At 72.9% G+C, this 26,423-nt stretch carries 26 protein-coding genes and 2 tRNA genes; 8 read left to right on the forward strand and 20 right to left on the reverse strand.

Going from position 1 to position 26,423, the window contains the following annotated elements; all coding sequences use genetic code 11:
• Positions 1-4: 4 nt before the first annotated feature.
• Both G011_RS0108755 and G011_RS0108760 read left to right on the forward strand, forming a co-directional pair.
• The gene (locus G011_RS0108755) at positions 5-1,036 is read left to right on the forward strand and encodes an efflux RND transporter periplasmic adaptor subunit (protein ID WP_019608138.1); all 1,032 of its coding nucleotides are present in this window, start codon (positions 5-7) and stop codon (positions 1,034-1,036) included.
• A complete protein-coding gene (locus G011_RS0108760; RefSeq protein WP_019608139.1) occupies positions 1,037-1,756 on the forward strand; it encodes an ABC transporter ATP-binding protein in 720 nt (239 codons plus the stop codon).
• A 205-nt stretch (positions 1,757-1,961) separates the two neighbouring features.
• Here G011_RS0108760 and G011_RS0108765 read toward each other — a convergent pair.
• The 3 genes from G011_RS0108765 to G011_RS0108775 form a co-directional block, all read right to left on the reverse strand.
• Positions 1,962-2,038: transfer RNA gene (locus G011_RS0108765), tRNA-Met, on the reverse strand.
• A gap of 249 nt (positions 2,039-2,287) precedes the next feature.
• A tRNA-Met gene (locus G011_RS0108770) sits at positions 2,288-2,364 on the reverse strand.
• A gap of 266 nt (positions 2,365-2,630) precedes the next feature.
• The gene (locus G011_RS0108775) at positions 2,631-5,588 is read right to left on the reverse strand and encodes a UPF0182 family protein (RefSeq protein WP_019608140.1); all 2,958 of its coding nucleotides are present in this window, start codon (positions 5,586-5,588) and stop codon (positions 2,631-2,633) included.
• Positions 5,589-5,885: 297 nt separating this feature from the next.
• Here G011_RS0108775 and G011_RS0108780 point away from each other — a divergent pair, with 297 nt between their 5' ends.
• Positions 5,886-6,407: a PPA1309 family protein gene (locus G011_RS0108780; protein ID WP_013154801.1), complete on the forward strand. Its 522-nt coding sequence runs from the start codon at positions 5,886-5,888 to the stop codon at positions 6,405-6,407.
• Positions 6,408-6,542: 135 nt separating this feature from the next.
• Here G011_RS0108780 and G011_RS0108785 read toward each other — a convergent pair whose 3' ends face one another.
• The 3 genes from G011_RS0108785 to G011_RS0108795 all read right to left on the reverse strand — a co-directional run bounded on the left by G011_RS0108785 (position 6,543) and on the right by G011_RS0108795 (position 9,483).
• Positions 6,543-7,601 carry a S16 family serine protease gene (locus G011_RS0108785; protein ID WP_019608142.1) on the reverse strand — a complete coding sequence of 353 codons (1,059 nt, stop codon included), beginning with the start codon at positions 7,599-7,601 and terminating at the stop codon, positions 6,543-6,545.
• A gap of 90 nt (positions 7,602-7,691) precedes the next feature.
• Positions 7,692-8,129 carry a molybdenum cofactor biosynthesis protein MoaE gene (locus G011_RS0108790; protein WP_013154803.1) on the reverse strand — a complete coding sequence of 146 codons (438 nt, stop codon included), beginning with the start codon at positions 8,127-8,129 and terminating at the stop codon, positions 7,692-7,694.
• A 286-nt stretch (positions 8,130-8,415) separates the two neighbouring features.
• Positions 8,416-9,483, reverse strand: coding sequence for an NAD-dependent epimerase/dehydratase family protein (locus tag G011_RS0108795; RefSeq protein WP_019608143.1), 1,068 nt, complete (start codon positions 9,481-9,483; stop codon positions 8,416-8,418).
• 123 nt (positions 9,484-9,606) lie between these two features.
• Between G011_RS0108795 and G011_RS0108800 the strand changes: the two genes are divergently transcribed.
• Positions 9,607-11,094: a zinc-dependent metalloprotease gene (locus G011_RS0108800; RefSeq protein WP_019608144.1), complete on the forward strand. Its 1,488-nt coding sequence runs from the start codon at positions 9,607-9,609 to the stop codon at positions 11,092-11,094.
• Entirely contained in the window at positions 11,095-11,685 is a 591-nt protein-coding gene (locus tag G011_RS0108805) for an NUDIX hydrolase (RefSeq protein WP_019608145.1), read from the forward strand.
• A 280-nt stretch (positions 11,686-11,965) separates the two neighbouring features.
• Here the strand turns inward: G011_RS0108805 and G011_RS0108810 are convergent, their stop codons facing one another.
• From G011_RS0108810 to G011_RS0108835, 6 genes are all read right to left on the reverse strand, one after another.
• Positions 11,966-12,541: a M48 family metallopeptidase gene (locus G011_RS0108810; protein WP_026338149.1), complete on the reverse strand. Its 576-nt coding sequence runs from the start codon at positions 12,539-12,541 to the stop codon at positions 11,966-11,968.
• Positions 12,542-12,826: 285 nt separating this feature from the next.
• Positions 12,827-12,988, reverse strand: a complete 162-nt coding sequence (locus G011_RS32050) for a hypothetical protein (protein WP_013154808.1) — start codon at positions 12,986-12,988, stop codon at positions 12,827-12,829.
• Between the two features lie 54 nt (positions 12,989-13,042).
• Complete coding sequence (locus G011_RS0108820) at positions 13,043-13,321, reverse strand: WhiB family transcriptional regulator (RefSeq protein ID WP_013154809.1); 279 nt, start codon at positions 13,319-13,321, stop codon at positions 13,043-13,045.
• 203 nt (positions 13,322-13,524) lie between these two features.
• Entirely contained in the window at positions 13,525-13,869 is a 345-nt protein-coding gene (locus G011_RS0108825) for a hypothetical protein (RefSeq protein WP_013154810.1), read from the reverse strand.
• Between the two features lie 439 nt (positions 13,870-14,308).
• The gene (gene tesB, locus G011_RS0108830) at positions 14,309-15,220 is read right to left on the reverse strand and encodes an acyl-CoA thioesterase II (RefSeq protein WP_019608147.1); all 912 of its coding nucleotides are present in this window, start codon (positions 15,218-15,220) and stop codon (positions 14,309-14,311) included.
• On the reverse strand, positions 15,213-17,339 hold the full coding sequence (locus G011_RS0108835) for an ATP-dependent DNA helicase UvrD2 (protein ID WP_019608148.1): 2,127 nt from the start codon (positions 17,337-17,339) through the stop codon (positions 15,213-15,215). Before G011_RS0108835 ends, tesB begins: the two co-directional genes overlap by 8 nt.
• A gap of 247 nt (positions 17,340-17,586) precedes the next feature.
• On the opposite strand from G011_RS0108835, the gene G011_RS0108840 reads away from it, so the two are divergent.
• Together G011_RS0108840 and G011_RS0108845 are read left to right on the forward strand one after the other, a co-directional pair.
• A complete protein-coding gene (locus tag G011_RS0108840) occupies positions 17,587-17,847 on the forward strand; it encodes a mycoredoxin (protein WP_019608149.1) in 261 nt (86 codons plus the stop codon).
• 147 nt (positions 17,848-17,994) lie between these two features.
• The gene (locus G011_RS0108845; RefSeq protein ID WP_174546883.1) at positions 17,995-18,450 is read left to right on the forward strand and encodes an ANTAR domain-containing protein; all 456 of its coding nucleotides are present in this window, start codon (positions 17,995-17,997) and stop codon (positions 18,448-18,450) included.
• Positions 18,451-18,594: 144 nt separating this feature from the next.
• Here G011_RS0108845 and nudC read toward each other — a convergent pair whose 3' ends face one another.
• On the reverse strand, positions 18,595-19,545 hold the full coding sequence (gene nudC, locus G011_RS0108850; RefSeq protein WP_019608151.1) for an NAD(+) diphosphatase: 951 nt from the start codon (positions 19,543-19,545) through the stop codon (positions 18,595-18,597).
• Between the two features lie 165 nt (positions 19,546-19,710).
• Positions 19,711-21,087, reverse strand: coding sequence for a dipeptidase (locus tag G011_RS0108855; RefSeq protein WP_019608152.1), 1,377 nt, complete (start codon positions 21,085-21,087; stop codon positions 19,711-19,713).
• A 234-nt stretch (positions 21,088-21,321) separates the two neighbouring features.
• Between G011_RS0108855 and G011_RS0108860 the strand changes: the two genes are divergently transcribed.
• Complete coding sequence (locus G011_RS0108860) at positions 21,322-21,876, forward strand: EF-hand domain-containing protein (protein ID WP_019608153.1); 555 nt, start codon at positions 21,322-21,324, stop codon at positions 21,874-21,876.
• A gap of 59 nt (positions 21,877-21,935) precedes the next feature.
• On the opposite strand, the gene G011_RS0108865 is transcribed toward G011_RS0108860, so the two are convergent.
• The 6 genes from G011_RS0108865 to G011_RS0108890 form a co-directional block, all read right to left on the reverse strand.
• Positions 21,936-22,193 (reverse strand): Txe/YoeB family addiction module toxin, encoded by a 258-nt coding sequence (locus tag G011_RS0108865; RefSeq protein WP_019608154.1) that lies wholly within the window; start codon positions 22,191-22,193, stop codon positions 21,936-21,938.
• Positions 22,190-22,435 carry a hypothetical protein gene (locus tag G011_RS29635; RefSeq protein ID WP_036552396.1) on the reverse strand — a complete coding sequence of 82 codons (246 nt, stop codon included), beginning with the start codon at positions 22,433-22,435 and terminating at the stop codon, positions 22,190-22,192. Before G011_RS29635 ends, G011_RS0108865 begins: the two co-directional genes overlap by 4 nt.
• 135 nt (positions 22,436-22,570) lie before the next feature.
• Entirely contained in the window at positions 22,571-23,623 is a 1,053-nt protein-coding gene (locus G011_RS0108875) for a 2-aminoethylphosphonate ABC transporter substrate-binding protein (protein ID WP_019608156.1), read from the reverse strand.
• A 30-nt stretch (positions 23,624-23,653) separates the two neighbouring features.
• Positions 23,654-24,451 (reverse strand): ABC transporter permease, encoded by a 798-nt coding sequence (locus tag G011_RS0108880; RefSeq protein WP_026338151.1) that lies wholly within the window; start codon positions 24,449-24,451, stop codon positions 23,654-23,656.
• The gene (locus tag G011_RS0108885) at positions 24,438-25,367 is read right to left on the reverse strand and encodes a 2-aminoethylphosphonate ABC transporter permease subunit (protein WP_019608158.1); all 930 of its coding nucleotides are present in this window, start codon (positions 25,365-25,367) and stop codon (positions 24,438-24,440) included. Before G011_RS0108885 ends, G011_RS0108880 begins: the two co-directional genes overlap by 14 nt.
• Positions 25,364-26,419 carry an ABC transporter ATP-binding protein gene (locus G011_RS0108890; protein WP_019608159.1) on the reverse strand — a complete coding sequence of 352 codons (1,056 nt, stop codon included), beginning with the start codon at positions 26,417-26,419 and terminating at the stop codon, positions 25,364-25,366. Before G011_RS0108890 ends, G011_RS0108885 begins: the two co-directional genes overlap by 4 nt.
• Between the last annotated feature and the right edge of the window lie 4 nt (positions 26,420-26,423).

Here is a 26,423-nt window from a genome sequence, read left to right on the forward strand (position 1 = left end):
TCACGTGAAGAAGTGGATCATCATCGGCGCGGTCCTGGTCCTCGTGGGAGGACTGACCGGCGCCGGCTACCTCCTGGTGTCCCGTCTGGGCGGCCCGGGCGCCGGAGAGGACGCCGGCATGCAGGAGGCCGCCCTGGACGTGGGCGGGGCCCCGGTCGAGGTGGTGCTGGGCGAGGTCAACTCCGTGCTGGTGCTGGACGCCGTCGTCCGGGCCGAGCCCGGCGAGGCGGTCGAGGCCCGCAACGGGGGCACGGTCTCCCACCTGTGGGTGGGCGAGGGCGCCGAGGTCGACCAGGGCGCCCCGGTGGTCAACGTGAGGGTTCCCGCCGAGGGCGCGCCCGTCACCGGGGAGGACGGCCGGGTCCCCGACGCCCCCACGACCGAGGAGGTCACCCTGTACGCGCCCGCCGCCGGAACGGTGTCGGGGCTGGAGGACGTCATGGTCGGCGACGTGCTGGAGCCCGGCGCGGTGGTGGCCACGGTCGCCCCCGAGGAGTTCCGGGCCGTCGCGTCGATCCCGCCCAACGACCTCTACCGGTTCTACGAGGACCCCGAGGACATCCTGCTCCAGATCGACCAGGGGCCGCCCGCCGCCGCGTGCGAGTTCCTGTCCCTGGGCACGGCCGAGGGCGGCGCCCCCGTCCCCGGGGACGGGGGCGGCGAGGGCACCGAGGACGCCGGCGGGGGCGGCGGCGGGGCCGAACTGTCCTGCCGCGTGCCCGCCGACCTGGAGGTCTTCGAGGGCGTCCAGGGACAGCTGTCGGTCAGCACCGGCGCGGCCACGAACGCGATCATCGTCCCCGTGACCGCGGTGCGCGGCACCGCCGGGTCGGGCGAGGTCGTGGTGGTGGGCGAGGACGGCGCCGAGGAGACCCGCGAGGTGGTGCTGGGCGTCTCCGACGGGTCCTCCGTGGAGGTCACCGAGGGACTGAGCATCGGCGAGATGGTCCTGGACCCGATCCCGCTCGATCCCCGGTTCGACGTGCCCGGCGCGCACGACCCCGAGGACGCGTTCGTCGAGGAGGGTGAGGGCTAGATGTCCGTCGACGCACCGGCCCCCGAGGCCGCGCCGCGCCACGCCCGCCCGGCGCCCCTGCTGGACGTGGCGGGGATGACCCGGCACTTCACGGTGTCGGGGGCCCGGATCGACGTGCTGCGCGACTGCACGTTCCGGGTGGGGCGGGGCGAGGTGGTGGCGATCGTCGGCCAGTCCGGCTCGGGCAAGTCCACCCTGCTCAACGTGCTGGGCCTGCTCGACCGGCCCAGCGGCGGCACGTACACGTTCGACGGCGTGGACACCACCCGCCTGGGCGAGGGGCCGAGGTCGCGCCTGCGCGGCGAGGGGATCGGCTTCGTGTTCCAGCAGTTCCACCTGTTGGAGCGGCGGACCGCCCTGGCCAACGTCGGCGTGCCGATGGTGCTCGGCGGCGTGCCGCTGCTGCGCCGCAGGGCGCGGGCCCGCGAACTGCTGGAGGCCGTGGGGCTGGGGCACCGGCTGCACTCGCAGCCGCACCAGCTCTCCGGCGGTGAGCAGCAGCGTGTGGCCCTGGCACGGGCACTGAGCCGGGAACCCGCCCTGATCCTCGCCGACGAGCCCACGGGCGCCCTGGACGCCGCCAGCAGCACCATGATCATGGACCAGCTGCTGGAGCAGGCCCGGCTCCGCGACGCGGCGGTGGTCGTGGTGACCCACGACCCCAAGGTGGCAGAACGGGCCGACCGGGTGGTCGAACTCGTGGAGGGCCGTACCCGCTGAGCGCGCGCCGCCCGGTCTCCCGGGCGGCGCACCGCCGCTCGGGCACACGGGCACACGGGCACACGGGCACACGGGCACACGGGCACACGGGCACACGGGCACACGGGCACACGGGCACACGGGCACACGGGCACACGGGCACACGGGCACACGGGCACACGGGCACACGAAAAACGCCGGGCGCGAAATGCGCCCGGCGTTTTGCTGGTAGCGGGGACAGGATTTGAACCTGCGACCTCTGGGTTATGAGCCCAGCGAGCTACCGAACTGCTCCACCCCGCGTCGTGATCTCTATTTTAGGGGGTTTGGCCCCTGGTGGCAAATCGGTTTTCCCTGCTTTTCCGCGTGGAAAACCGGTGGAGATCCCACCCTTCGGCAGTCGGTTTCCCGACCGCCTTCGGCAATCCTACCAGCGCTTGCGCCCTGGTCCGACCGCCCGGGCTCCCCTGGAGGAACCCGCCTTCCGTTCCCCTCCGCAAAAGGAGGGATCCGGAAAACCGACGGACCCGGGATTTCTCCCGGGTCCGGGTCTGGTAGCGGGGACAGGATTTGAACCTGCGACCTCTGGGTTATGAGCCCAGCGAGCTACCGAACTGCTCCACCCCGCGTCGTTGTGTCTACACAGTAGCGCGCCCCGGACCGAAACCCAAATCGGCGGACCCGGACGCGTCAGCGGGTCCGCGAAACCCCGGTCGACGCCGGACGCGGCGCCCGGTGAGTCCCGCGGGCCCGGCCCGCCCCGACGGCCACCGCCCCGGGCTCCGGCGCCCGGGGAGCGCGCGGGCCCCGGACGGGACCTCCCGGGAACGCCGAGGGGGCGGGGGTCCGAGGACCCCCGCCCCCTCACGGAACGGTCACCGCCGCGAGGCGGGGCTCAGTTCTCGTCCAGCTGCTGCTGGATGTCCTCCAGCGCCTCACGCAGGCGGTCGTTGGCCTCCTCGTTGGACTGCTGGGCCTCTTCCCAGGCCTCGACGGCCTCGTTGAGGGACTGGGTGAGGTCCTCGTTGCCCCCACCGCCGCCTCCGCCGCCGCCACCGGCCTCGGACTCCTCCTCGGGAGTCTGCTCGGCGCCCTCCTCGGGGGCCGCGCCCTCTCCGTCGAAGAGGTTGCTGAGCGCGTCCGGCAGGCTGTTGCCGATGGCCACCTCGTCACCGAAGCCGACCATGACCTGCTGGAGCAGCGGGAAGGAGGCGGCTCCGCCGCCGCCCGCCTGCACGTACAGCGGCTCGACGTAGAGCAGGCCCCCGGCGAAGGGCAGCGTGAGCAGGTTGCCCCGCGTCACCTCCGCGTTGGACTGCTCCAGCGGCAGCAGCACCTCGCGGACGTCGGCGTCGGCGTCGAAGGCGTTCTGCACCTGCCCCGGGCCGAGGATCACCGTGCTCCGCGGCAGTTCCAGCAGCTTGAGCTGACCGTACTCCTCGGAGCGCGGATCGCTGTCCACCGCCATGAAGGCCGCCAGGTTCTCACGGCCGCGCGGCACGAACGTGCTGGTCAGCGAGAAGGTGGACTCCTCACCCGGGTACTGGATGGTCTGCCGGTAGGGCGGCTCGGGGACCTCGGTCTCGCTGGTCGGGTCGCTGGGGACCGACCAGAAGTCCTGACCGCCGTAGTAGGCGGCGGCGTCCGTCACGTGGTACTCGCGCATGATCTGGCGCTGCACCTTGAACAGGTCGTCCGGGTAGCGCAGGTGGTCGACGAGCTCCTCGCTCATCTGGTCCCTGCTGACGACGGTCCCGGGGAAGGCGTCCATCCAGGTCTGGAGGACCGGGTCCGCCTCGTCCCACGCGTACAGGGTGACGGTGCCGTCGTAGGCGTCGACGGTGGCCTTCACCGAGTTGCGGATGTAGTTGACCTCGTTGCCCGGCAGCGCGCCCACCTGCTGGGCCGAGCCGTCGGTGAAGGTGTCGGTCACCGCCTGGGTGAAGTCGATCCGGTTGGCGTACGGGTAACCGTCGGACGTGGTGTAGGCGTCCACGATCCACACGACCCGGCCGTCGACGACCGCCGGGTAGGGGCGGCTGTCCGTGGTCAGGTACGGGGCCACCTTCTCCACGCGCTCCACCGGGTCGCGCTCGTAGATGATGCGCGAGTCGTTGGTGATGGCGCTGTTGAGCAGGATGTTGGGTTCCTGGTACTTGATCGCGTACAGGATCCGGTCGAAGAAGCTGGCCAGCTGGACGCCGCCGTCACCGTCGTAGCGGTTGTAGGCCTGCGAGTCGCTGCCCTCCTCACCGCCTCCACCTCCGGCGCCTTCGCCGCCCTCGCCGCCCTCGGCGGGCGCCTCCTCGGCGGTCTGCTCCGCGGCCTCCTGGTCCGCGTCGGCCGGGGCGCGGGCCTCGTCCGGGCTCGGGGAGACCTCCGGCTCGACCGCGTCCTCCGGGGTCGGGACGTCGCCGGTCTCCTCCTCGGCGTCGAGGGGGTAGTCGTACTCCTCCTCGGCCTGCACGATCGCGTACTCGGCGCCCTCACGGCCGTAGTAGATGCGCGGCTCGTACTCGCCGACGACGTCGCTGAGCTCACCGCGCGGAGGGATGTTGTACTCGGTGAAGACCGGGCGTCCCTCGGCGTCGATCTGGGTGCCCGCGGCGGCGACCATGCCGTAGCCGTGGGTGTAGATCAGGTGCCGGTTGAGCCAGTTGTCCTGGTCGGCGGGCGGCCCGTCCAGCTCGCGGACGGCCACGATCGTGTCGATCAGGTTGCCCTCGGAGTCCGGGTAGCGGTCGACCTCCAGCACCTCGGGGAACTGGTAGAAGCCGCGGACCTGCTGCATCTGCTGGAAGGTCTGCGAGACGACGGAGGGGTCGACCAGGCGCACGGTGGTGTCCTGGGACTCCTCCACCAGGTCCTGGGCGCTGAGCTCGGTGGTGGCGTCGTAGGCCTGCACCTCGGCGTCGTCGATGCCGTAGGCCTGGCGCGTGTACTCGATGTTGCGCTCGATGTAGGGGCTCTCCAGGCGCTGCTCGTTGGGCGCGACCTGGAAGCGCTGGACGATCTCGGGGTAGGCCACGCCGACCAGCACCGCGGACAGCACCAGCAGTCCGAGGCTGGCCATGGGCACCATGATGTTCTTGAAGTAGATGTTGGCGAAGAACAGCACGGCGCAGATGACCGAGATGACCGTGAGGATGAGCAGCGCGGTCTTGACGGCGTTCACGTCGGTGTACGAGGCGCCGAAGGTGTAGCCGCGCTCGGAGAAGACCAGGCCGTAGCGGTCCAGCCAGTAGGAACCGCCGCGCAGCAGCACGAACAGGCCCAGCAGCACCGACAGGTGCACGCGGGCCGAGGGGGTGGCGCGCTGGCCGGAGTCGTTCTGGAGGCGGACCCCGCCGTACAGGTAGTGCACGATCACCGCGGCGATGAACGCCAGGATGACCGCCGCGTACAGGTAGCCGAGCAGGATGCGCAGGAACGGGTAGGTGAACGCGAAGAAGGCCACGTCCATGCCGAACTCGGGGTCGTTCACCCCGAAGTCGGTGCTGTTCACGAACTGGAGGTAGGACCGCCAGTCACCGCTGGCCGCGGCTCCGGCCAGCAGCGCGAGGGCGCCCACGGCGATCCAGAAGAACAGCTTGCGGTGCGGGTCGATGGACTGCCGGTAGCGGTCCAGGCCCTGCTGCTCCAGGCTCATCGGTCGGATGCCGGGCCGGGAGCGGTAGGCGAAGAAGATGCTGGCGCCGACGATGACGGCCATCACCAGTCCGGCGACGGCGAACAGCAGCACGCGGGTCCACAGTTCGGTCAGGAAGACCGAGGTGTAGCCGACGGATTCGAACCACTTGAAGTCGGTCCAGAAGTTCGCGGCGAGCATCAGCCCCGCGATGATGACGACCACGGTCGCCGCGACTGGCGCGAGCAACCTTGATCGGCGAGGCATACGCGCAGGTGGTGCGCCGGGCGATCGGAAGCTCACGCCTCCCCCTCGTTCTGGCTTGGTAGGTGCGTATGGGTGCGCGTGTGGCGCTCTGTTACTGAAAACTTAATCGGTGGTCTCCGGGTTCCCGAAACGGCCCTCGTCCGGGTGACAAGGCTGCATCGTTGCTGTATCGGAGTCGCATCCGGAAGGCCACGTGGCGACCCTACTGTCCGAAAACAGGGGCGTCGCGCTTCCCGCATCGGTCACTATGGAAACGTGTCGAACATTCGCGAAGCCGTCATGGACCTCGAACGCCACGCCGCCGAGCAGGGCTGGGACCGGCCGCTGGGCCTGTACGCCCTGGTGCCGACCGCGGAGCTGCTGCGGGCGGAGCCCGCGCTGGCCGGTCTGCTGGGCATCGACTCCCCCGCCGACCCCGACGAGTTGACCCCCGTCGAGCAGGAGCAGCTGCCCGCCGACGTCCCGCTGGAGGAGGCGCTGGGCCGCATCCTGTGGCCGGAGGGCGTGGCCGGGTGCGCGCTGGTGATGGAGCGCCTGGTGGTCAAGGGCACGGACGAGACCCTGGCCCCGGACGAGCAGCCGGGCTCCTCCGGCCGCGAGACCGAGGAGATCCGCATGGTCGCCGGTGTGCTGCGCGACGGCTCGCGGCACTGCGCGATGCGCATGCGCAGCCACGACAGCGAGTCGGAGGTGCTCAACGGGGCGGACCTCATCCCGGCGCTGACCTCCGCGCTGGCGCTGACCCTGGACCTGGACGAGGAGTCCGGACAGGACTGATCCGGGCCGGTGGGGGCGCCCGCGTGGTTGCGCGGGGCCCGGGCGCGCACCCGTGGAACGCGGGTGCGCGCCCGGGGAGTCCCCTGTCCAGGGCGCCCGGGCACGGACCCGAGCCCGGGACGGGCGCCGCGCCCCCTACTCGCAGCGCGGCAGCTCGCCCTCGCCGGTGCGGATGGTCTCCAGGGCCGCGACCGCGTCGTCGAGGGTCTCCACACGGACCACCTCCAGTTCGCCGTAGGCGGCCGACTGGGCGACCTGGGAGCAGCTGTCGGCGGCCACGAGGAAGTACTCGGCGCCGTCGCGCTGGGCGCTGACCATCTTCTGCGGGATGCCGCTGATCCCGCCCACCCGGCCGTCGGCGGTGATGGTGCCCGACCCGGCGACGGCCGCGCCGCCGGTGAGGCCCTCCTCGCTGAGCCGGTCCATGATCCCGAGCGCGAACATCATGCCCGCGCTGGGCCCGCCGATGTCGCCGATCGTGATCTCCACGTCCACGGGGAAGTCGGTCTCGTCGGCGATGAGCACGCCGATCGCGGCGCCGCCGGAGTCGCCCTCCTCGCTGGCGACCTCCACCTCGACGGTCTCGCCGTCGCGCTCCAGGGTGAGTCCGACCGGGTCGCCGGGCTCGCGGTCGCCGACCATCTCCACGACCGCGGCGCTGCCGGCGGGGACGTCGGGGTCGCCGCCCTGGGTGGGTACCGGCTCGCCGTCCACGGCCACGACCGTGTCGCCCGCCTCCACCACGCCGTGCGCGGGCATGCCCTCCAGGGTGCCGCTGACCACGGGGACCGCCTCGTACTCCATGCCGAGCTGGGTGAGCGCGGCGGCGGTGGCGTCGGTCTGCGAGTCGTTCATCTGCACCGTCTGGCGCTCGGTGACCTCCTCGGGCGTGCGCCCGGCTGGGAAGAGCAGCTCCTCGGGCAGGACCGCCTGGGTGGACGAGAGCCAGGCGGTGACGACGGTGAGGAAGTCGAGCCGGTGCCCGGGCCCGCCCGCGTACTGCACGGTCACCATGGACAGGGTGCCGTCGTGCTCGTAGCTCTCGGCGCCCTCGATCTCGATGACCTGCCCGCGGTCGGTCTCCCCGACCGTGTTGACGGTCAGGCCCGGCGCGGCGACCAGGTAGGGCACGGGCAGGTGGAGGCTGCCGATCCCGAGCCCGACGAGGAGGACGAGCGCGACAACGAGGGTCATGGCACGACGAAGCATGCTCCCCAGCCTATTGCCGCGTCCGGACCGGCGAGGGTCCGCCCTCCCTCCGGCTCACCCGGCCGCCGTGGGCGGTCAGGGGGCGCCCACCCACTCGCTGCGGCCGTCCTCGAAGTCCTGCTGCTTCCAGATGGGCACCTGGGCCTTGAGGTCGTCGATGAGGCGGCGGCAGGCCTCGAAGGCCTCCTGCCGGTGCGCGGCGGCGGCGGCCACGACCACCGCGATGTCGCCGATCTCCAGTTGGCCGACCCGGTGCGTCGCGGCCATCCGCACCACGGGGCGGCCCGGGACGGAGGTGTCGCTGAGGACCTTCTCCATGACGACGCGCAGCTGGGCCTCCACCGTCGGGTGGGCGGAGTAGGCCAGGCGTGCGACGTCACGGCCGTGGTCGTGGTCGCGGACGGTGCCGACGAAGACCGCGGTGCCGCCCGCGCGCGGGTCGGAGACCGCGGCGAGGACCTCGTCCACCGACAGGGGGGTGTCGCGTACTGACGCGAGAGTGATCTCTTCCACGACATGACCGTATCAACCGGTTGTTCCCCCATGTGGGGACACGGGTGCGCGTTCCGCCGCACGCGCACGGGCACCGGCACAGGAAGCGCGCCGCACGCGCACGGCCCCCGGCCGGGTGTTCGCGGACCCGGTACAGGAAGCGCGCCGCACTCCCGCGGTCCCGGGTCGGGCTGGGAGCCGACGTCGGCCGCGTCCCCGGCGCGTGCCGCGCGCACGGGCTTCGCGGGTCAGGTGGTCGGGGTTCGTCGGCGCGCCGTCGATACGCGTGCCGCGCGGCCCCCGGGCCTCACGCCCCCTTGCGTTTGCGCAGGTGGCGGATGGCTGCGGCGGTGCCGATGGCCGCCGCGGCGGCTCCGGCGGCGCCCGCGGCGGTGATGGTGACCTCCTTGCGGCCCAGGCTGCGGCCGACCAGCGCGGGCCTGCCGCTGCGGGACTCCAGCAGGGCGGCCAGGGCGGACTCGTTGTCGTGGGCGGGCTTCCACCCGGCCTCGCGCAGCACCGCGCAGTCCACCACGCACGGGTAGACGAGGAACTTCAGCTCGCCCTCGGCCGCCGGGGTGATCCGGGCCTGGTGGAGGCGGCGGACGGCGCCGAAGGCCAGGTTGGCGGGCACCTCGAAGTGCTTCATCCCGGCGACGGCCTCCACCTCGTCCTGTGTGAGGGAGCCCTCGCTGGCCACGGCGACCACGCCCTCGGGCCCGTCCACCCCGTGCAGGGCGCAGAAGGCCAGGGCGCTGACCAGGTCGTCCTCGTGGCAGAACTGCCAGTGCTGTTCGTGCCCCTTGACGGTCAGCAGGCGCGGGGCGGAGAAGTGGCGGCTGAGGAGGGTGTCGAGCCCGGGCCCCACGAGCGGGGCGGGGCGCACGACGGTGACGGTGAGGCTGGGGTGGGCCCGGCGGGCGCGCTCGGCGAGGGCCTCGATCTCGGCGAAGTCGCCCATGAGCCCCTCGCTGTTGTCGGACACGCGCGGCGCGTTCTCCGCCAGGGGCACGGGGCTGTCGGGGGCGGCCCCGTAGACCATGGTGCTGGTGACCAGGATGACTCGGGGGACTCCCGAGGCCGCGGCGGCGGTCAGGACCGTCTGGGCCGCGCGGATGTTGTGCGCGCGGCGCCGCGCGGGCCGGGTCTCCAGGGAGCGGTCGTCGGCGGTGTGCACGAGCACGTCCACCCCGCCGAGCCGGGAGACCAGCCCGGGGTCGCACACGTCGGCGATGCGCCAGGTGACGCCGCGCAGGTCGGCGAGCTCGGCGTCGATGGCGACGACCTCACGCAGGCGCGCGGAACTCTCCGGCGCGGCCAGGCGTTGCACGAGGAGCCGGCCCACCCCGGAGGCGGCACCGGTGACAGCGACCACCGTGCCCGCTCCCTCGGAGGGGCTGTGCTCTGGGCGAACCTGGCTGCTTTCGGTATTCACTCCGGGCGACTCCCAGCTAACGTGACAGTGGAGACCAAACCTAATCCTGCCTGAGGTCTGATTGTGAGCGACCTGCCATTCGGTTTCAGCATGCCGAACGATCCCGATGACGAGTCCGGACGCCGTTCTGGCGACTCCGGCTCGGGTGCCGGCAGCGGCGGCCCGGGCGGAGGAGGATCCGGAACGCCGGACGGCTTCCCGTTCGGCGACCCGCAGCAGATGGCCAACATGCTGCGTCAGTTCGCCGACATGATGTCGGCCCAACCCGGCCCCGCTCCCGGTTCCGGCGGCGACCAGAGGTCGTCCTCCGGTGTGAACTGGGACATGGCCAAGGACGTCGCGCGCCAGACGGTCGCCCAGGAGGGCGACCCGAGCGTTCCGGCGTCCGACTACGCCAAGGTCGAGGAGGCCCTGCGCCTGGCCGACCTGTGGCTCGACCAGGCTACCGACCTGCCGTCGGGCGTCCACACCGCCCAGGCCTGGAGCCGGTCGGAGTGGATCGAGCGGACGATGGACTCGTGGGCGCAGCTGTGCGACCCGCTGACCAGCAAGACCGTCCGGTCGATGGGGCAGAACCTGCCCGAGGAGATGCGGTCCGTGGCCGGTCCGCTGCTGGGCATGATCCAGCAGATGGGCAGCATGATGGTCGGCCGCCAGGCGGGCCAGGCCGTGGGCGAGCTGTCCCGCGAGGTGGTCGGCACCGCCGACATCGGACTGCCCCTGGCCGGTGAGGGCCGTGCGGCGCTGCTGCCCTCCGGCGTGGCGCGCTTCAGCGAGGGCCTGGAGGTCCCCGAGGACGAGGTCCGCCTGTACCTGGCCGCCCGCGAGGCGGCCGTGCACCGGCTGTACTCGCACGTGCCGTGGCTGCGCTCGCACGTGTCCCGGCTGGTCAACGAGTACGCGGACGGGATGTCCTTCGACATCAGCGGCCTGGAGGACCGGCTCGGCGAGATCGACCTCACCAACCCCGAGGCGCTCCAGGAGGCCCTGGGCGGTGTCGGGGGCGAGGGACTGTTCCAGCCCGAGGACACCCCGCAGCAGAAGGCGGCGCTGGCCCGGCTGGAGACCACCCTGGCGCTGATCGAGGGCTGGGTGGCCACCGTGGTCTCGTCCGCGGTGTCGGGCCGTCTGCCGCAGGCGGACGCCCTGGCCGAGGCGACCCGGCGCCGCCGGGCGACCGGCGGGCCCGCCGAGCACACGTTCGCCGCCCTGGTCGGCCTGGAACTGCGCCCGCGCCGCCTGCGCGAGGCGTCCGCGCTGTGGTCCGCCCTGGAGGAGGCGCGCGGTGTGGAGGGCCGGGACGCGGTCTGGGAGCACCCGGACCTGATGCCCACCGGCGACGACCTGGACGATCCCGAGGCCTTCGTGCGCGGGGGCGGTGACGGGTTCGGCGACGCCGACTTCGACATCTCCTCGCTGACCGGGGACGCTCCCGGCCGGGAGAAGGCGGGGACCGACGGGGACGCGTCCGGGGAGGGTCCTTCCGACGAGGGCGCCCCCGGCGGTGACCGGGACGGCGACGGGGACGACGACCGGCGAGAGGGCGCGTAGGTGTCGCTGCACGCGGACGCCCGGGCGGTGCTGGGCGCGTGGACCGCGCCCGACGCCCGGCAGGAGGAGCTGCGCCGCTCCTACCTCGACCACCTGGAGGCGCACGGGGACGGGATGTGGCGCTCCTGCCTGCCCGGTCACGTGACGGCCAGCACGGCGATCATCTCCGCCGACGGCTCGCGTGCGGTGCTCACCCTGCACCGGATCCACCGGATCTGGTTGCAGACCGGCGGGCACTGCGAGCCGGAGGACGCCACCCTGGGCGCGGCGGCGCTGCGCGAGGCCACCGAGGAGTCGGGCATCAGGGGGCTCACCCTGCTGCCCGAGCCCGTCGGGCTGGACCGCCACGCGGTGCCCTGCGGGGGCGGCAGCTTCCACTTGGACGTGCAGTACGCGGCGGTCGCCCCCGAGGACGCGGTGCTGGTGCGCGACCCCGACGAGTCGGCCGACCTGGGCTGGTTCCCGGTGGACGACCTGCCCGAGCCCTCCGACGAGGTGTGCCGTTCGCTGGTGCGCGCCGCCGCCGAGGCGGTGGGGCGCCGCCTGCGGGCGTCCGACCGTCCCCTGGGCACGGACCCGGGCACGCGCTGACCTGAAACGCGGCGGCGCGCCGGAGCGGGCGCCGGCCCCGTGCCAGCGGTTCCACGGCACACGACGGCCCCGCTCCGGTCACGGGTTCCAGCGATCCCCGCGGCGCCCCGGGTTCCGGGGTGCCGCGGGGATCGCGGGTTCGGGGCCGAAGGCGGGGTTCTCCGAGGCGCTGGACCGGGAAGACGACGGTGTCCGGGCGGGGCCGTTCGCGTCGGGTCGGCGGCGCGGCCCTCGGCGGCCCGGGCACCGCAGCACCCGCCCCGCCGGTGCGTGGCCGGGCTCACTCGTCGAAGGCGACCTCGGCGGCGTCGAGCTCCTCCTCGTCGTCCCCGACTCCGAAGGGGTCGTCGGACTCGGCGCGGGAGGCGGCGCTGAAGCCCTCCAGGTAGCCGCGGGCCCGCTCGGCCTTGGGGTAGCGGCGCACCAGGTCCCAGAACTCCCGGCCGTGGTGCGGGATGAACAGGTGCGCGAGTTCGTGGATGAGCACGTAGTCCACGACCCAGGAGGGCATTCCGGCGACGCGGCGGGAGATGCGGATCGTGCGGGTCTCGGGGGTGCACGACCCCCAGCGCGAGTTCTGGTTGTCCACCCAGCGCACGCTCTCGGGGAGTTCGGTGCCGTCCAGATAGCGGCGGGCCAGTTCGAGCGCGCGCTCGTGGAGTTCGGCGTCGCCGGGGTTGCGGCGCCCCTCGCGGGCCTCGAGTCGTTGCAGCATGCGGCCCACCCAGCGCTTTTCCTCTGCGCGGGAGAACGTCGCGGGCACGAGGACGACCGTGGTGTCCCCGTCCCTGTAGGCCGACACCGTGCGTCGGCGACGAGGACTGCGTCGTACCTCGATTTTGGTGTTCGAGGGCACGAAGTTTACGGTAGCCGAGCGAGGCGCTCCAGCACAGGTGTGTCCTGTCCTGTTATGTCGCCGATCTTGCGTCTTCTCCGGATCCCGGAACGTAACCGAAAAACACGTCCCTGTAGCACATTCCGCCCTGACCAGGGTCCTTTTTCGGCTGTGGGACGGGCCACGGAGGGGCCCGCCGGGAAGTTCCGTTGCCCTTTCGGATACACAAAAGAGACCGGACGGTGACTCCCGGAGGAGCCCCGCCCGGTCCCGTGATCAGCTCAGGGCGCCGTGCGTCCCGTCACGTCAACACAGACGTGACCACGCGATTTCCATGAGCGCCTGTTCGGCGCGGCGCTCCTCGCGCTGGCGGGCGCGCAGCTGGCGGGCGGTGAGCCTTCTGCCCTGCTGTTCACGCGTTTCGACGTCGGTCCGCTCGACCACGCGCATGAGTTCCATCATCATCATCCGTCTTCGTCCTTCGGGTCTTGTGGGGGTTGGGTGAGGCTGTGGCTGGAACGGTCAGGCCGCGACCGGGGCGGGGTTCTTCCGGGGGCGGCCCCTGGGGCGCTTGCGCGCCACGACCTGTCCGGAGACGAGCAGCTGCCCGCCCCAGACGCCCCAGGGCTCACCGCGCTCCAGGGCGTCGGCCAGGCACTGCTCCCGCACCGGGCACGCGCCGCAGACGGCCTTGGCCGCCTCGACGTCGGCGGGCGCCTCGGCGAAGAACAGGTCGGGCTCCAGGCGGCAGGGAACTTCGGTGTCGCCCAGCCAGGGCGTTTCCAGGACCGACGCAAGCATCGGTGCCCTCCAAGATCTTTGATCGTTTCGTACAACGCGGTCGGTGACTGGTCACCGGAACCGGTCCGGTGGGGGACCTGGACTTGCGATGCCGCCGCCCTCTCCCTCGTCCCTGGGGGACGGGGAGCTGGCGAAGATACAAAGAAAGCCGCGGCCCCTGTCGGGGTCCGCGGCCACGGTCGAAACTCTCGGCCTGTCCTGCTCTAGGCCGGAATCCTCCGTGGACACTCCCCCGATGCGCCATACGGGCGCTGGGTAGCTTCTGCTGCGTGCTTCGTCTGGCGCTTGCCGCGATCAAGGGCGAGCCCGGACTCGACGGACACACCACTGCCGTCGCCGAGGACGGTCCACTCGACCTGGGACACCGTCAACGGGGAGCGGGATCCGGGGACCCCGGTGCCGCCGTTGCCGATGGTGGCCTCGCCGAAGAGGGCGAAGACGTCCGTGTGACCGCGCAGGAGGTTGCCCTGAACAGCGGTCGGGGACAGCTGATGCGACGGCATGGCGAAGCCGGCGACGAAGCCTGTGGTCTCCGTGATGCTGGTCATTGGATCGGGCACCTCCTTCACTTTCGGGCGGCGGGATCTTGCACCCGCGCCGGGAGCGGTCATTGCGACGGGGTACACACTATGGGCTGGCGCGGAAAGAGGGCAACCCATTTTTGACCTGCGTAAACGTCCGCATCCGGTCAGGGGTTGGCGGGAATGCCGCGACGCCCGGAAGCGTTGCCTTTGGGCATCCCCCGGGCGCCCTGGCGACGCCCCGCCCGCGACGCGGGGAAGGCCCCGGTCACGGCGAGCGGCCCGAGCCTCCTCCGTCCCGAAGCCCGGGGGCGGCACGGCGGCACCCGCCGCGGTGCCCGGGCCCGCCTCGTCCACCGTGATCTCGTACGCACGGCGGGGCCGGATGCTCCGACCTCGCCACAAGTACGGGATCACCGCAGGTCAGAACCCCCGCTTCACACCGGCGACGGTTCCGGCCGGTCCGCTAGAGCGGTTCCGGAAGGGTGTCGGACCAGCCCTCGGCGTCCACCACCCGGATCAGTCCCTCCTGCACCACCGAGCACACGAGTTCGCCTTCGCGGGTGTAGACCAGCCCGCGCGCCAGACCGCGGGCGCCCTGGGCGGTCGGCGCCTCCTGCGCGTACAGCAGCCACTCGTCGGCGCGGAACGGCCGGTGGAACCACATCGCGTGGTCCAGGCTGGCCATGGAGATCCCCGCGAAGGAGCGGCCGTGGCGCAGCAGCACGGTGTCCAGCAGGGTCATGTCCGAGGCGTAGGTCATCAGGCACACGTGGGTGAGGCGGTCGTCGGGCAGCTCGCCGTCCACCTTGAGCCACACCGGGTTGTTGGCGGTGCGCAGCCGCGGGTCGCGCTCGGCCTCGTAGGACAGCGGCCCCACCGGGCGCAGCTCGATGGGGTGCCAGCGCACGAACCCGGGCACGCGGCCGAAGGCCTCCTGCAGGCGCTCGCGCGCGCTCGGCAGCTCCTCCGGCGGCGGGACGTCGGGCATCGGGATCCGGTGGTCCAGGCCCGGCTCCTCCTTGTGGAAGGAGGCCGACAGGGTGAAGATCGGCTTGCCGTGCTGGATGGCCACCACCCGCCGGGTGGTGAAGGAGCGGCCGTCCCGGACGCGGTCCACCTCGTAGACGATGGGCACCGAGGGGTCGCCGGGGCGTATGAAGTACGCGTGCAGGGAGTGCACGTAGCGTTCGGTGGGGACGGTGCGCCCCGCCGCGACCAGCGCCTGGCCCGCGACCTGGCCGCCGAAGACCCGTTGGGGGCCCTCCTCGGGGCTGCTGCCCCGGAAGATGTCGTCCTCGATCCGCTCCAGGTCCAGCACGGTCAGCAGGTCGGCGAGGGACTGGCCCCGCGCCTGCGCGTCGGCGCTCTCACTCATCCGCCGCTTCCTCCCCGTCGTCCTCGGTCCGGCGGTCCATGACGTCCGCCGGGTCCGCGCCCGCCACCAGCGCCAGTACCGCCTCACCGTAGCGATCGAGCTTGACCGCGCCGACACCGGACACCGCCGCCAGCTGGGTGAGGCTGCCGGGCTCCTGCTCGGCGACGGCCTGGAGGGTGGCGTCGGTGAAGATCACGTAGGCGGGCACCTTCTGCTCCTGCGCGCACGCGCGGCGCCAGTCGCGCAGCCGCTCCAGCAGGGCCTCGTCGTAGCTGGAGGGGCAGTCCAGGCAGCGGCCCAGCTTGCGCTCGGCCGCGTCGGTGAGGGTGGCCGAGCACACCCGGCAGCGGGTCACGCCGCCCTTGCGGCGCTCGGCGCGACGGGAGGCGGTGGACGGGGAGGCGGGGCGCAGGCCGTCGAGGAAGCGGGAGGGCTTGCGGGTCTTCCTGCCGCCGGGCGAGCGGGCCAGGGACCACGACATCGCCAGGTGCTCGCGGGCCCGCGTGACGCCCACGTAGAACAGGCGGCGCTCCTCCTCCACCTGCTCGTCGGTCTCGGCGTAGATGATCGGCATCATGCCCTCGGTGAGGCCGACCAGGAAGACGGCGTCCCACTCCAGGCCCTTGGCCGCGTGCAGGGAGGCGATGGTGACGCCCTCGAAGCCGGGCGCGTGCTCGGTGGCCATGCGCACGTCGAGCTCGTCCACGAGGTCGGCCATGGTCACCGGAGTGCCGTCGGGCCTCGGCGCGGCGGCCATGTCCTCGGCCAGCTGGGCCAGCGCGGTCAGCGACTCCCAGCGTTCGCGGGCCTGGCGCCCCTCGGGCGCGCTCTCGGTCAGGCCGAGTTGTCCGAGCAGCTGGCGGACGGTGCGCACCAGGGGCTCGGCCTCCTCCCCCGCCGCCCCGTGCCGGGCGCCGCGCAGGGTGTGCACGGCCTGCTTGATCTCGGGGCGCTCGAAGAACCGGGTGGTCCCGCGCATCGTGAACGGCACGCCCTCGTCGGTCAGCGCCTGCTCGTAGGAGGCCGACTGGCCGTTGGTGCGCACCAGCACCGCGATCTCGCTGGCCGGGGTGCCGCCCTCCAGCAGGACGCTGATCTTGCGGGCGACCCCGGTGGCCTCGGCGGGCTCGTCGTCGTACTCCTGGTACATGGGGTCGGGGCCGTCGGGGCGCTGGGCCTGGAGGGTCAGGTGCTGGGCGGAGGTCGTGCCGCGCGCCTGGGCGATGACGTGGTTGGCCACCCGCACGACCTGGGGGGTGGAGCGGTAGTCGCGGACCAGCTGGACCACGGTGGCGTGGGGGTAGCGGGCACCGAACCCGGTCAGGTAGCCGGGGGTGGCCCCGGCGAAGGAGTAGATGGTCTGGCTGGGGTCGCCGACCACGCACAGGTCGTCGCGGTCTCCCAGCCAGGCGTCCAGGAGCAGGCGCTGGAGCGGGTTGACGTCCTGGAACTCGTCGACGACGAAGTACCGGTACTGCTCGCGCACGCGCTGGGCGATGGCCGGGTACTCGGTGATCATGCCGGCGGTGAGTTCGAGCATGGACTCGAAGTCGAGGAGGTTGTGCTCGCGGCGCAGGTCCTCGTAGGCCTCGAAGACCCGGGCCACCTCGCCCGCGGGCAGCGGGGGCTGGCGGCCCGCCTTGACCACGGCCTTGTCGTAGTCGGTGGGGCGCACCTGGGTGACCTTGGACCACTCGATCTCGCCGGCCAGGTCGCGCAGGCCGTTGCGGTCGGGCTGGAGGCCCACCGAGTGGGCGGCGCGGGAGACCACCGGGATCTTGCTCTCGATGAGGGTGGGCTTCTCGCCGCCCACGACCTGGGGCCAGAAGAAGGAGAGCTGGCGCAGGGCGGCGGCGTGGAAGGTGCGGGCCTGCACGCGGGGGGCGCCCAGGGCGCGCAGCCGGCCGCGCATCTCCCCTGCGGCGCGCGCGGTGAAGGTGACCGCGAGGACCTGCTGCTCGGCGACCACACCGCTGGAGACCGCGTACGCGATGCGGTGGGTGATGGCCCGGGTCTTGCCCGTCCCGGCACCGGCCAGGATGCACACGGGGCCGCGCAGCGCGCGTGCGGCCTGGGTCTGCTCCGGGTCCAGTCCCTCCAGGACGCGGTCGGGATCCATGGTGCTCCTGCGTAGGGTCGGGGTGGATGGGGTCCCAGTCTCTCAAGTATCGGCCGTGACGGGGAGCGGATCGGACCCCGTGCCCGCCGCCGGGGCCGCGGGAGGCACATCAGACATTCCAGAACCAGTTGGTCCTGTGAGGCGTCCCACCTTGTGTCACGCGGTCCCGGGAAGCGGTCCGGACCCCTCGGTGTTGAGATGACCGGACCGACCCATCGACCGTAGACGAAAGAAGGACGTGAGCGACATGACGAGCGCGGCGACCGAACAGTTCACGATGTACACCACCCCCTGGTGCGGGTACTGCAAGCGGCTCAAGAGCCAGCTCGCCCGCGAGGGGATCACCGGTCGTGAGGTGAACATCGAGGAGCACCCGGAGGCCGCGGAACTGGTCATGAAGGCCAACAACGGCAACCAGACGGTTCCGACGCTGGTCTTCAGTGACGGTGCGGCGATGACCAACCCGTCGCTCGCTCAGGTGAAGCAGAAACTGGCCGAGCTGTCGTAGGACGGTACGCGGGCCGCGGGACCACGCCCCAGGGCGGGTCCCGCGGCCCGCACCGCGGGGCCCGCCTTCGGCGGTGCACCTCCGACGGCGCTCGGGTCACCGAGGACTCGGACGATGACGACGGGGAGTGTGGAGTTGGGGGAGGACATGAGGCCTCATGACATTGCGGTCGCCGACACGGTGGACACCGGTGTGGTCCGCCGCACCCCGGCCGGGTGGCGGGTGGGCGACGGCGAGGAGGTACCCGACCTGGTGAGCGCGATGGTCCTGGCGGACCTGCTGACCGGCGAGTCGGGGACCCGGACCCCGCGTTCCCAGGCGCCCGGCCGTGCGCCGGAGGGCGCTTCGGAGGTGGAGCGGCTGCGGCACACCATCGCGCAGCTGGAGCACGCGCTGCAGTCGCGCGTGGTGGTGGAGCAGGCGATCGGGGTCCTGGCGGAGCGGCACACCATGGCGCCCCGCGAGGCCTTCGAGCGGCTGCGCTCCTCGGCGCGCTCGCGCGGGCGCAAGGTGGCGGACCTGGCGCGGGACGTGGTGGAGAGCAGCACGAGCCCCCTCACCGTGCTGCCCGACGAACTGGGCGCCTCCCCCGGTTCGCGCTAGCGCGGCGACGGGCCGGGCGGGGTCCCGAGCGAAACCCTGAAAAGAACCCGGCCCCGCCCCGGGCGCGTCCCCGCTCCCCGGAACCGACCCCGCGGGCGGCGGCTCCCGGCCGCCGCGGGGCCGGGAGCGGCCGTCGGCCCGGGGTCACCAGCCGCCGGGGAGCTCCGCGCCGTACCAGTGCTCGATGAGGGTGCGGGCGATCGAGACCCGCCCGGGCAGCAGGATCTCCTCCGCGTGCACGGCCTCGGCCAGTTCGGCGCGGGTGAACCACCGGGTGGCGCCGATCTCGTTGTCGGTGCGCTCGGTCTCGCCCACGGCCCGCGCGGTGTAGCCCACCATCAGGCTGCGCGGGAAGGGCCAGGGCTGCGAGGACAGGTAGCGCGGGCGCTCGACCACGATCCCCGCCTCCTCGGCGACCTCGCGGACCACGGCCTGCTCCAGCGACTCCCCCGCGTCCACGAACCCGGCCAGCACGGAGAAGCGGCGGGCGTCCCAGTTCGGGTTGTTGCCGAGCAGCATCTCCTCGCGGCCGTCGCGCTCGCGGTGCACCAGCATGATCACCGCCGGGTCCATCCGGGGGTACTGCTCGGTGCCCTCCCGATCGCACACGCGCACGTGCCCGGCCGCGGCCGGGGTGGTGCGGGAGCCGCAGCGGGGGCAGAACCCGTGGGTGGCGTTCCAGTTCGCGAGGGCGACGGCGCGGGTCATCAGCCCGGTGTCGCGGTCGCCCAGGAGCGCGCCGATCTCGCGCAGGGAGGCCGGGGCGGTCCGTTCGGTGGCGGTGAGCTCCCGGCCGGAGCGGACCGCGAAGTAGGCGTCCCGTCCGTCGGTGCCCAGCAGGTAGCGCTCGCCCTCGGGCGCCTCGTCCGGGGGGACCAGGACCAGTCGGGGTTCGTCCCCGGTGGTGATCAGGGCCCGGGACTGCTTGGCCATGACGGCCCGCCAGCCGTGGGTGACGGGGTCCCCGCCCTCCAGGACCAGCACCCGGGTGCCGGGGGCCGCCCACGCCTCGGCCAGCCACTCCCCGTCCAGGCGCCGGTGCGCGGCGGGGTCGACGGAGAAGCGGGAGAGGGAGGGAGTCGCGTCGGCGTCCATGGGTCCTTCCGGGTCGGCGGGCCGCCTGGCGGGGCCCGTGTCCACAACGTGCATAACACCCGTCGGGGCCGCGCGCATCCTGGCGCGGCCCCCGTGCGCGGCGGGTCCCCCGTGGGCGGGCCGGCACCGTGTGCGGAGCGGGCCCCGGCGCCGCGCGGTCACGGCTCAGCCGAGGCCGCCGAGCTCCTCCCACAGGTAGGCGGCGCTCTCGGCCCCCTTGAGCAGCAGGGGGATCTCCACCTTCTCGTTGGGGGCGTGGATGCGGTCCTCGTCCAGGCCGACGGCGAGGAAGACCAGCGGCGCCCCGAGGATGTCGGCGATGTCGGCCTCGGGGCCGCTGCCGCCCTCGCGGGTGAACAGGACCTGGGTGCCGAAGGCGCGCTCCATGGCCGAGCGGGCCGCCTTCAGCGCGGTGGAGGACAGGTCGGAGGCGCAGGCGCGCACGCCCGGCCCGCCGAACTCCGTCTCGGCGCGCAGGCCCTCGGGGACGGCCGCCTCGACGTGGGCGCGGACGCGGTCCTGCACGTGCAGCGGGTCCTGGCCGGGCACCAGGCGGAAGCTGACCTTGGCGTGCGCGGAGCGCGGGACGATGGTCTTGCCGCCCGAGCCGGTGTGGCCGCCCCACATGCCGTTGATCTCGGCGGTCGGGCGCAGCCAGATCCGCTCCAGCGTGCTGTAGCCCTTCTCTCCCCAGGTGGCGGTGGAGGCGGCGGTGGCCAGCCACTCGCGCTCGTCGAAGGGCAGCCGGGCGATGAGTTCGCGCTCCTCCTGGCTGGCCTCGACCACCCCGTCGTAGAAGCCGGGGACCGCCACCCGGCCGTCCTCGTCGTGCAGGCCGGACAGCAGGTCGCTCATGGCCTTGAGCGGGTTGGGCACGGCGCCGCCGAAGGAGCCGCTGTGCAGGTCGCGCTCGGGGCCGTACAGGCTGATCTCCACGTCGGTGACGCCGCGCATGCCCACGCACATGGACGGGGTGTCGGCCGCCCACATGGTGGTGTCGGAGATGACGACGACGTCGCAGGCCAGGCGGTCGCGGTTGGCGCGCATCAGGTCGGCGAAGTGGACCGAGCCCGACTCCTCCTCGCCCTCCACGAGCAGCTTGACCGTGACGGGCGGGGCGTCGGCGCCGGAGGCGGCCAGGGCGGCGCGCACGCCGAGGGCGTGGAAGAGCACCTGCCCCTTGTCGTCGGAGGCCCCGCGCGCGAACAGGGAGGTGCCGCGCTCGGTGGGCACGAACGGGTCGGTCTCCCACTCCTGGACCGGGTCGACGGGCTGGACGTCGTGGTGTCCGTAGACGAGCACCGTGGGGGCGTCGGGGTCGGCGGCGGGCCACTCGGCGAACACGGCGGGCAGGCCGGGGGTCTGCCACACCTCGACGGTGGGGAAGCCGGTCGCGGTGAGGTGGTCGGCGAGCCACCGGGCGGAGCGGACCACGTCGGGGTGGTGCGCGGGGTCGGCGGAGATGGAGGGGATCGCCAGCCACTCCTTGAGGGAGGAGACGAACTCGTCCCGGTGTGCCTCGATGTGGGCGCGTACGTCCATGGGACCGTCCTTGCTCGACGTCGTTGTCGGAACGAGCCTAGGACCTGCGCGAACCGTCCCGGCACGCGGGCCGGGAGCCCCGCACGCCCGTCCCCGGTCCGGTCCCGGTCCGGCCCGGGGGGGTTCGGGAGCCCGGCCGCCCGGGCGGCGGAGCCGCGGGGGTCGGGGAACTCCTCGGCTCGCGGGACACTCGAAGGTGCAGGGGCGGGACGCGCCCGCCCGCCGACGAGAGGAATGCACGTGGACACCGTTCCCGCCACCGCGGTCGCCGAGAGGTTCGGCCGCCTCTTCGACACGCTGGACACCGACCGCGACGGGGCCATCACCTGGGACGACTACCAGCGCCTGGTCGACCGCTACACGAAGGGGTACGCGCTGGACCTGAGCGACCGCCGGGCCCAGGCCGTCCACGCCTCCTACCAGATGCTCTGGCTGGAGCTTCTGCGTCACGGCTCGCCCGCCCAGGCGCGCCTGGACCGGGAGGCGTTCGTCGCGGCGATGCACGCGGCCTCCGAGGACCGCAGCCGGTTCAACATGACCGAGGGCGTGGCCGAGGCGGTCTTCGACCTGCTCGACACCGACGACGGCGGGTCGATCAGCGAGGCGGAGTACGTCAGGTACGCCGAGGTCCTGGGGGCTTCCTCCTCCGACGCCCTGGACCGGTTCAGGGCCCTGGACACCGACGGCGACGGGTTCATCGGCCGCGCGGAGTTCGTCCTGTCGGCACGGGAGTACCTCTTCGGCGAGGACTCCGCCGCCCCGGGCGGGTTCGTCTTCGGCGTGATCTGAGACCTCCCGCCGGTCCCGCGCGGTTCCTCCGGCGCGCGGGACCGGCGGCCGCGCACGGGTCAGTAGTGGCCCCGGGCGCCCAGCACCGTGATCTCCTCGTCCGTCACCACGTAGACCAGGCGGTGTTCGCCGGTGATGCGGCGTGACCAGCGGTTCGGCCCCAGATGTTTGAGCGGCTCGGGTTTGCCCGTCCCCGCGAAGGGGTCCCGGAGAGCTTCCTCGATGAGTTTGCGGACCTTCTTCGCCGTGCGGCGATCGTTCTCCACCCACCACATGAGGTCGTCCCAGCCTTCGGCGTGGAAGGCCAGCTTCCTCACCCGCCGTCCTCCAGCATCCGGTCGATGTCGTCGAGGCTGGCGCTCATGACGTTGCGCCCGGCGTCCACGTCGTCACTGCGGCGGCGGATGTCCTCCGGAGTGGGGTCGGCGACACGGGTGACCCGCACGGGGTGGAGGGTGATAGTCCCGTTGCCGGCCTTCTCCACCTCGTAGTACTCGCTGGTCGCGACCTTCTCACCGAGTGTCACCCGGCCTCTGCTGCCGGTCTTGACAAGTTCCATCGTTCAACCCCCTTGCCCTGTGTGGGTACTACCCACATTACCCGAGTGGGCGGCTGCCACCAGTACCGGAGATCTGCCTCCCGTGAAGCACGGCAGGCCCCCGGGCGGGCGCCCGGGGGCCGCGACCGGGCGAGGTCAGCTGCCGGTGGCCTCGCGCCAGGCGTCGAGGTACTCGGGCAGGTTGGCGTCGATGTCGTCCCAGTCGGGCTCGAAGACCTCCACGCCCTCCATGAGCGCCTCCAGCTCCTCGGCGCCCTCGCCCTCCACCGGGACGTCGGTGCGGGCCGGGAAGCCCCCGGCCACGGGGACGACCTGCTCCTGGGCGGCCTCGGAGAGCAGGAAGTCCAGGAGGGCGCGGCCGTTGCCGGCCTGGGGCGCGCCCTCGACCAGCCCGGCGGTGTAGGGCAGGGCGAAGGTGGTCGGCTCCCCCTCCTCGTGCGCGGGGAACCAGATGCCGAGGTTGGGCATGGTGCGGGCCTGGGCGAAGTTCATCTGGACGTCGCCGTTGGCGACGAGCAGCTCGCCCTTGTCCACCTTGGGGCCCAGCGCGCCGGTGGAGGAGGACGGGCCGACGTTGTTGGCCTGGAGCCGTCCGAGGTAGTCCATGGCGGGTTCCAGTCCGCCGAAGTCCTGCATGGTCTGGATGAGCACGGCCGTGCCGTCGCCCGCCACGCCCGGCGTCGAGTACTGGAGGCGGCCCTCGAAGCGGGGGTCGAGCAGGTCGTCCCAGGTGGCGGGCGGCTCCTCCAGCTCCTCGGTGTTGTAGGTGAGGCAGAAGTAGTTGTCGACGATCGTGGTCCACCTCCCGTCGGGGTCCTTGGTCTCGACGTGCTCCGCGCCCTGCGGCTCGTACTGCTGGAGCAGGCCCATGCCGTCGGCCTGCTGGATGAAGGGCGGCAGGGTGATGATGACGTCGGCCTGCGGGTTGGCGGTCTCGCGCCCGGCGCGCTGGACGATCTCGCCCGAGCCCCCCTCGACGTACTGGACGGTGACGCCGGTCTCGGCCTCGAAGTCGGCGAAGACCTGGTCGAGCCAGCCGGTGCCCTCCTCGTTGCGCAGGCCGTCGGCGGTGTAGACGGTGACGGTGTCGGCGGGGTCGGAGGCGGCGCAGGAGGTCAGGGCTCCGGCGAGGGCGAACGCGGCGGTGGCGGCGGACACGCGGGCGGCGGTCGTGCGGACGGCGGGCATGGCGGGCCTTCCTGGGAGAAGGAGAAGAGGTCAGCGGTAGACGGCGCGGGTGCGCACGCGGGACAGCAGCAGCAGGACGGCCAGGGTGGTGGCCATCAGGACGATGGCGGAGGCCGCCCCGGAGAAGAGGGCGCCCCGGTCGGTGGCGGCGTAGATCTGGACCGGCAGCGGCATCCAGCTGGGCGGGTAGAGCATCATCGTGGCGCTCAGCTCGCCCATGGACAGGGCGAAGCAGAGCCCGGCGGCGGCGCTGAGCGAGGGCAGCAGCAGGGGCAGCCGCACCTGGAACAGCACCCGCGCCGGGCGGGCGCCGAGGGAGGCGGCTACCTGGGCGTAGGCCGGGTCGAGCCGGTCCAGGGCGGCGGAGACCGACTGGTGGGCGAAGGCCGTCACCAGCACGGTGTGCGCGATGATCACGATGGTCCGGGTGCCGTTGAGCAGCACGGGCGGTTGACTGAAGGCCACCAGCAGGGCCAGGCCGACGACCACCGTGGGGACCGCGACGGGCAGCATGAAGAGGGCGTCCAGGACGGCCCTGCCGCGTCGGCGCAGCGCGTGCGCGGTCAGCGCGGACCAGGTCCCGGCCACCAGGGCCAGGACGCTGGCGGTGGCGGCGGTGACCACGCTGACGCGCAGCGCCTCCAGGGTGGAGCCCCGGGACAGTCCGGCGAAGTTGTCCAGGGTGGGCCCCGAGGGCAGGACGCCGCTCCAGTTGGTGGACACCGACGCGGTGACGATGACGCCGAGCGGGAGCAGGAACAGCGGCAGGACGAGCGCGGCGAACAGCGCCCACACGACCCAGCGGGCGGGTCGGCTATGCACGAGCACGGCGGCCTCCGGAGGGTGCGCGCAGCCGGGCGGTGGCCGCGCGGTAGACGAGGTAGAGCGAGACCGACAGGGCCGCGTTGACCGTGGCCACGACGCAGGCGGTGGTGTAGTCGGCCTCCAGGATCGCCGCGCTGTAGACGAGCATCGGCAGGGTCACCACGTCCTTGGCCCCGGTGAACAGGACGATCGCGAACTCGTTGAGGCACAGCACCAGCACGAGCGCGCCTCCGGCGGCGAGCGCGGGCAGGGCCTCGGGCAGGATGACGGCCCGCACGATCCTGAGGGGGCGGGCCCCCAGGGAGGAGGCGACCTCGATCTGCGCGGTGTCGAGCTGGGCGAACGCGGCGAGCAGCGGCCGCATGACGAACGGCGTGAAGTAGGTGATCTCCGCCAGGATCACGCCCCAGGGTGTGGCGAGGAAGCTGATCGGCCCGGTCTCGGCCCCGGTGACCTCCGTCCACGCGCCGTTGGCCACGCCCACGGTGCCGTAGAGGAACAGCAGCGCGAGGGTGATGAGGAAGGACGGGAAGGACAGGTAGGTGTCGATGAACCGGGCGGTGGCCCCGCTGCCCGGGAAGGGCACGAACGCCACGACCAGGGCCAGGAGGAAGCCCAGGACCAGGCAGCCCAGCGTGGCGGTGACCGCGATGAACACGGTGGTGGCCAGCGCGGACCGGAAGGACTCCGAGCCCAGGACGTCGGCGTGGTGGGCGAGGGTGAGTCCGCCCCCGGGCGCGGTGACCGACTCCAGGGCGACGAGGACGAGCGGGTACAGGAACACCAGGGCGAGCAGCACGACGGGCGGCACCGCCCACACCCACACGGGGAGGGCGCGGGGCGCCCGGGCCGGGGCGTCCCCGCCCACGGAGGGCGCGGACGCGGTGCCCGCCGGGGTCGGCGCGGTCCGGACGTTCACGAGGCCTCCTCCTCCGGCAGCAGGACGGCGTCCCGGCGGGCGAAGCCGAGCGTGACCGCCGCACCGGTCTCGGGCGGGGTCCGCATCTCCCGGAGTTCGGCGGTGACGGGGACGCCGTCGACCAGGGCGGTGACCCGGTGGGTGGAGCCGCGCCACTGGACGTCGGTGACCCGGCCCTCCAGGGTGTGCTCGCCCCCGCCGAGGGTGAGCCGGTGCGGGCGCAGGCACACGCGCAGCCCGTCGCCGTCGCCGGTGCCGGGCGGCAGGTCGCCGGGGTCGGCCTCCAGGACGGTGCCGCAGCAGTGCACGCGCCCGTCGGCCAGGCTCGCGGGCAGCAGGTTGGCGCCGCCGACGAAGCGGGCGGTGAACGGCGTCCGGGGGCGCTGGTAGAGGCGCTCGGGCGTGTCGCAGTCGCGCAGCCGGGCCCGGTCCAGGACCGCCACCCGGTCGGCCAGGGTGAGCGCCTCGTTCTGGTCGTGGGTGACGTACAGGATCGTGACGTCGGGAAGTTCGCGGTGCAGGCGGGCCAGTTCGGCGAGCATGTCCGAGCGCAGTTGGGCGTCGAGCGCGGACAGCGGCTCGTCCAGCAGCAGCACGCCGGGGCGGATGGCCAGGGCGCGGGCGATGGCCACTCGCTGCTGCTGTCCGCCGGACAGCTCGCGCGGGTGGCGGCGCGCGTAGTCCCCCATCCCGGTCATGGCCAGCACCTCGGCGACCCGTCCGGCGATCTCGCGGCGGGGCACGCCCTGCGCCCTCAGCCCGAAGGCGACGTTCTGGTCCACCCGCATGTGGGGGAAGAGGGCGTAGCTCTGCACGACCATGCCCACGCCCCGCAGGTGCGGCGGCAGGCCGGTGACGTCTCGCCCGCCGAGCAGGACGCGCCCGGAGGCGGGGCGGACGAACCCGGCGACGGCGCGCAGCGCGGTGGTCTTGCCCGAGCCGGAGGGGCCCAGCAGCGCCATGAACTCGCCGGGTTCGACGGTGAGGTCGAGGTCGTCCAGGACCACGGTCTCCCCGTAGGCGACGCTGACGCGGTCGAAGCGGATGCCCACGGGT

Source organism: Nocardiopsis sp. CNS-639 (assembly GCF_000381685.1).
Classification (GTDB): Bacteria; Actinomycetota; Actinomycetes; order Streptosporangiales; family Streptosporangiaceae; genus Nocardiopsis; species Nocardiopsis dassonvillei.

Coding starts and splice junctions, on each gene's coding strand:
- G011_RS29635 (WP_036552396.1), bottom strand. CDS start 22,435: ATGGAACTTGTCAAGACCGGCAGCAGAGGCCGGGTGACACTCGGTGAG.
- tesB (WP_019608147.1), bottom strand. CDS start 15,220: ATGAGTGAGAGCGCCGACGCGCAGGCGCGGGGCCAGTCCCTCGCCGAC.
- G011_RS0108845 (WP_174546883.1), top strand. CDS start 17,995: ATGAGGCCTCATGACATTGCGGTCGCCGACACGGTGGACACCGGTGTG.
- G011_RS0108835 (WP_019608148.1), bottom strand. CDS start 17,339: ATGGATCCCGACCGCGTCCTGGAGGGACTGGACCCGGAGCAGACCCAG.
- G011_RS0108825 (WP_013154810.1), bottom strand. CDS start 13,869: ATGACCAGCATCACGGAGACCACAGGCTTCGTCGCCGGCTTCGCCATG.
- G011_RS32050 (WP_013154808.1), bottom strand. CDS start 12,988: ATGATGATGATGGAACTCATGCGCGTGGTCGAGCGGACCGACGTCGAA.
- G011_RS0108840 (WP_019608149.1), top strand. CDS start 17,587: ATGACGAGCGCGGCGACCGAACAGTTCACGATGTACACCACCCCCTGG.
- G011_RS0108855 (WP_019608152.1), bottom strand. CDS start 21,087: ATGGACGTACGCGCCCACATCGAGGCACACCGGGACGAGTTCGTCTCC.
- G011_RS0108760 (WP_019608139.1), top strand. CDS start 1,037: ATGTCCGTCGACGCACCGGCCCCCGAGGCCGCGCCGCGCCACGCCCGC.
- G011_RS0108820 (WP_013154809.1), bottom strand. CDS start 13,321: ATGCTTGCGTCGGTCCTGGAAACGCCCTGGCTGGGCGACACCGAAGTT.
- G011_RS0108875 (WP_019608156.1), bottom strand. CDS start 23,623: ATGCCCGCCGTCCGCACGACCGCCGCCCGCGTGTCCGCCGCCACCGCC.
- nudC (WP_019608151.1), bottom strand. CDS start 19,545: ATGGACGCCGACGCGACTCCCTCCCTCTCCCGCTTCTCCGTCGACCCC.
- G011_RS0108785 (WP_019608142.1), bottom strand. CDS start 7,601: ATGACCCTCGTTGTCGCGCTCGTCCTCCTCGTCGGGCTCGGGATCGGC.
- G011_RS0108860 (WP_019608153.1), top strand. CDS start 21,322: ATGCACGTGGACACCGTTCCCGCCACCGCGGTCGCCGAGAGGTTCGGC.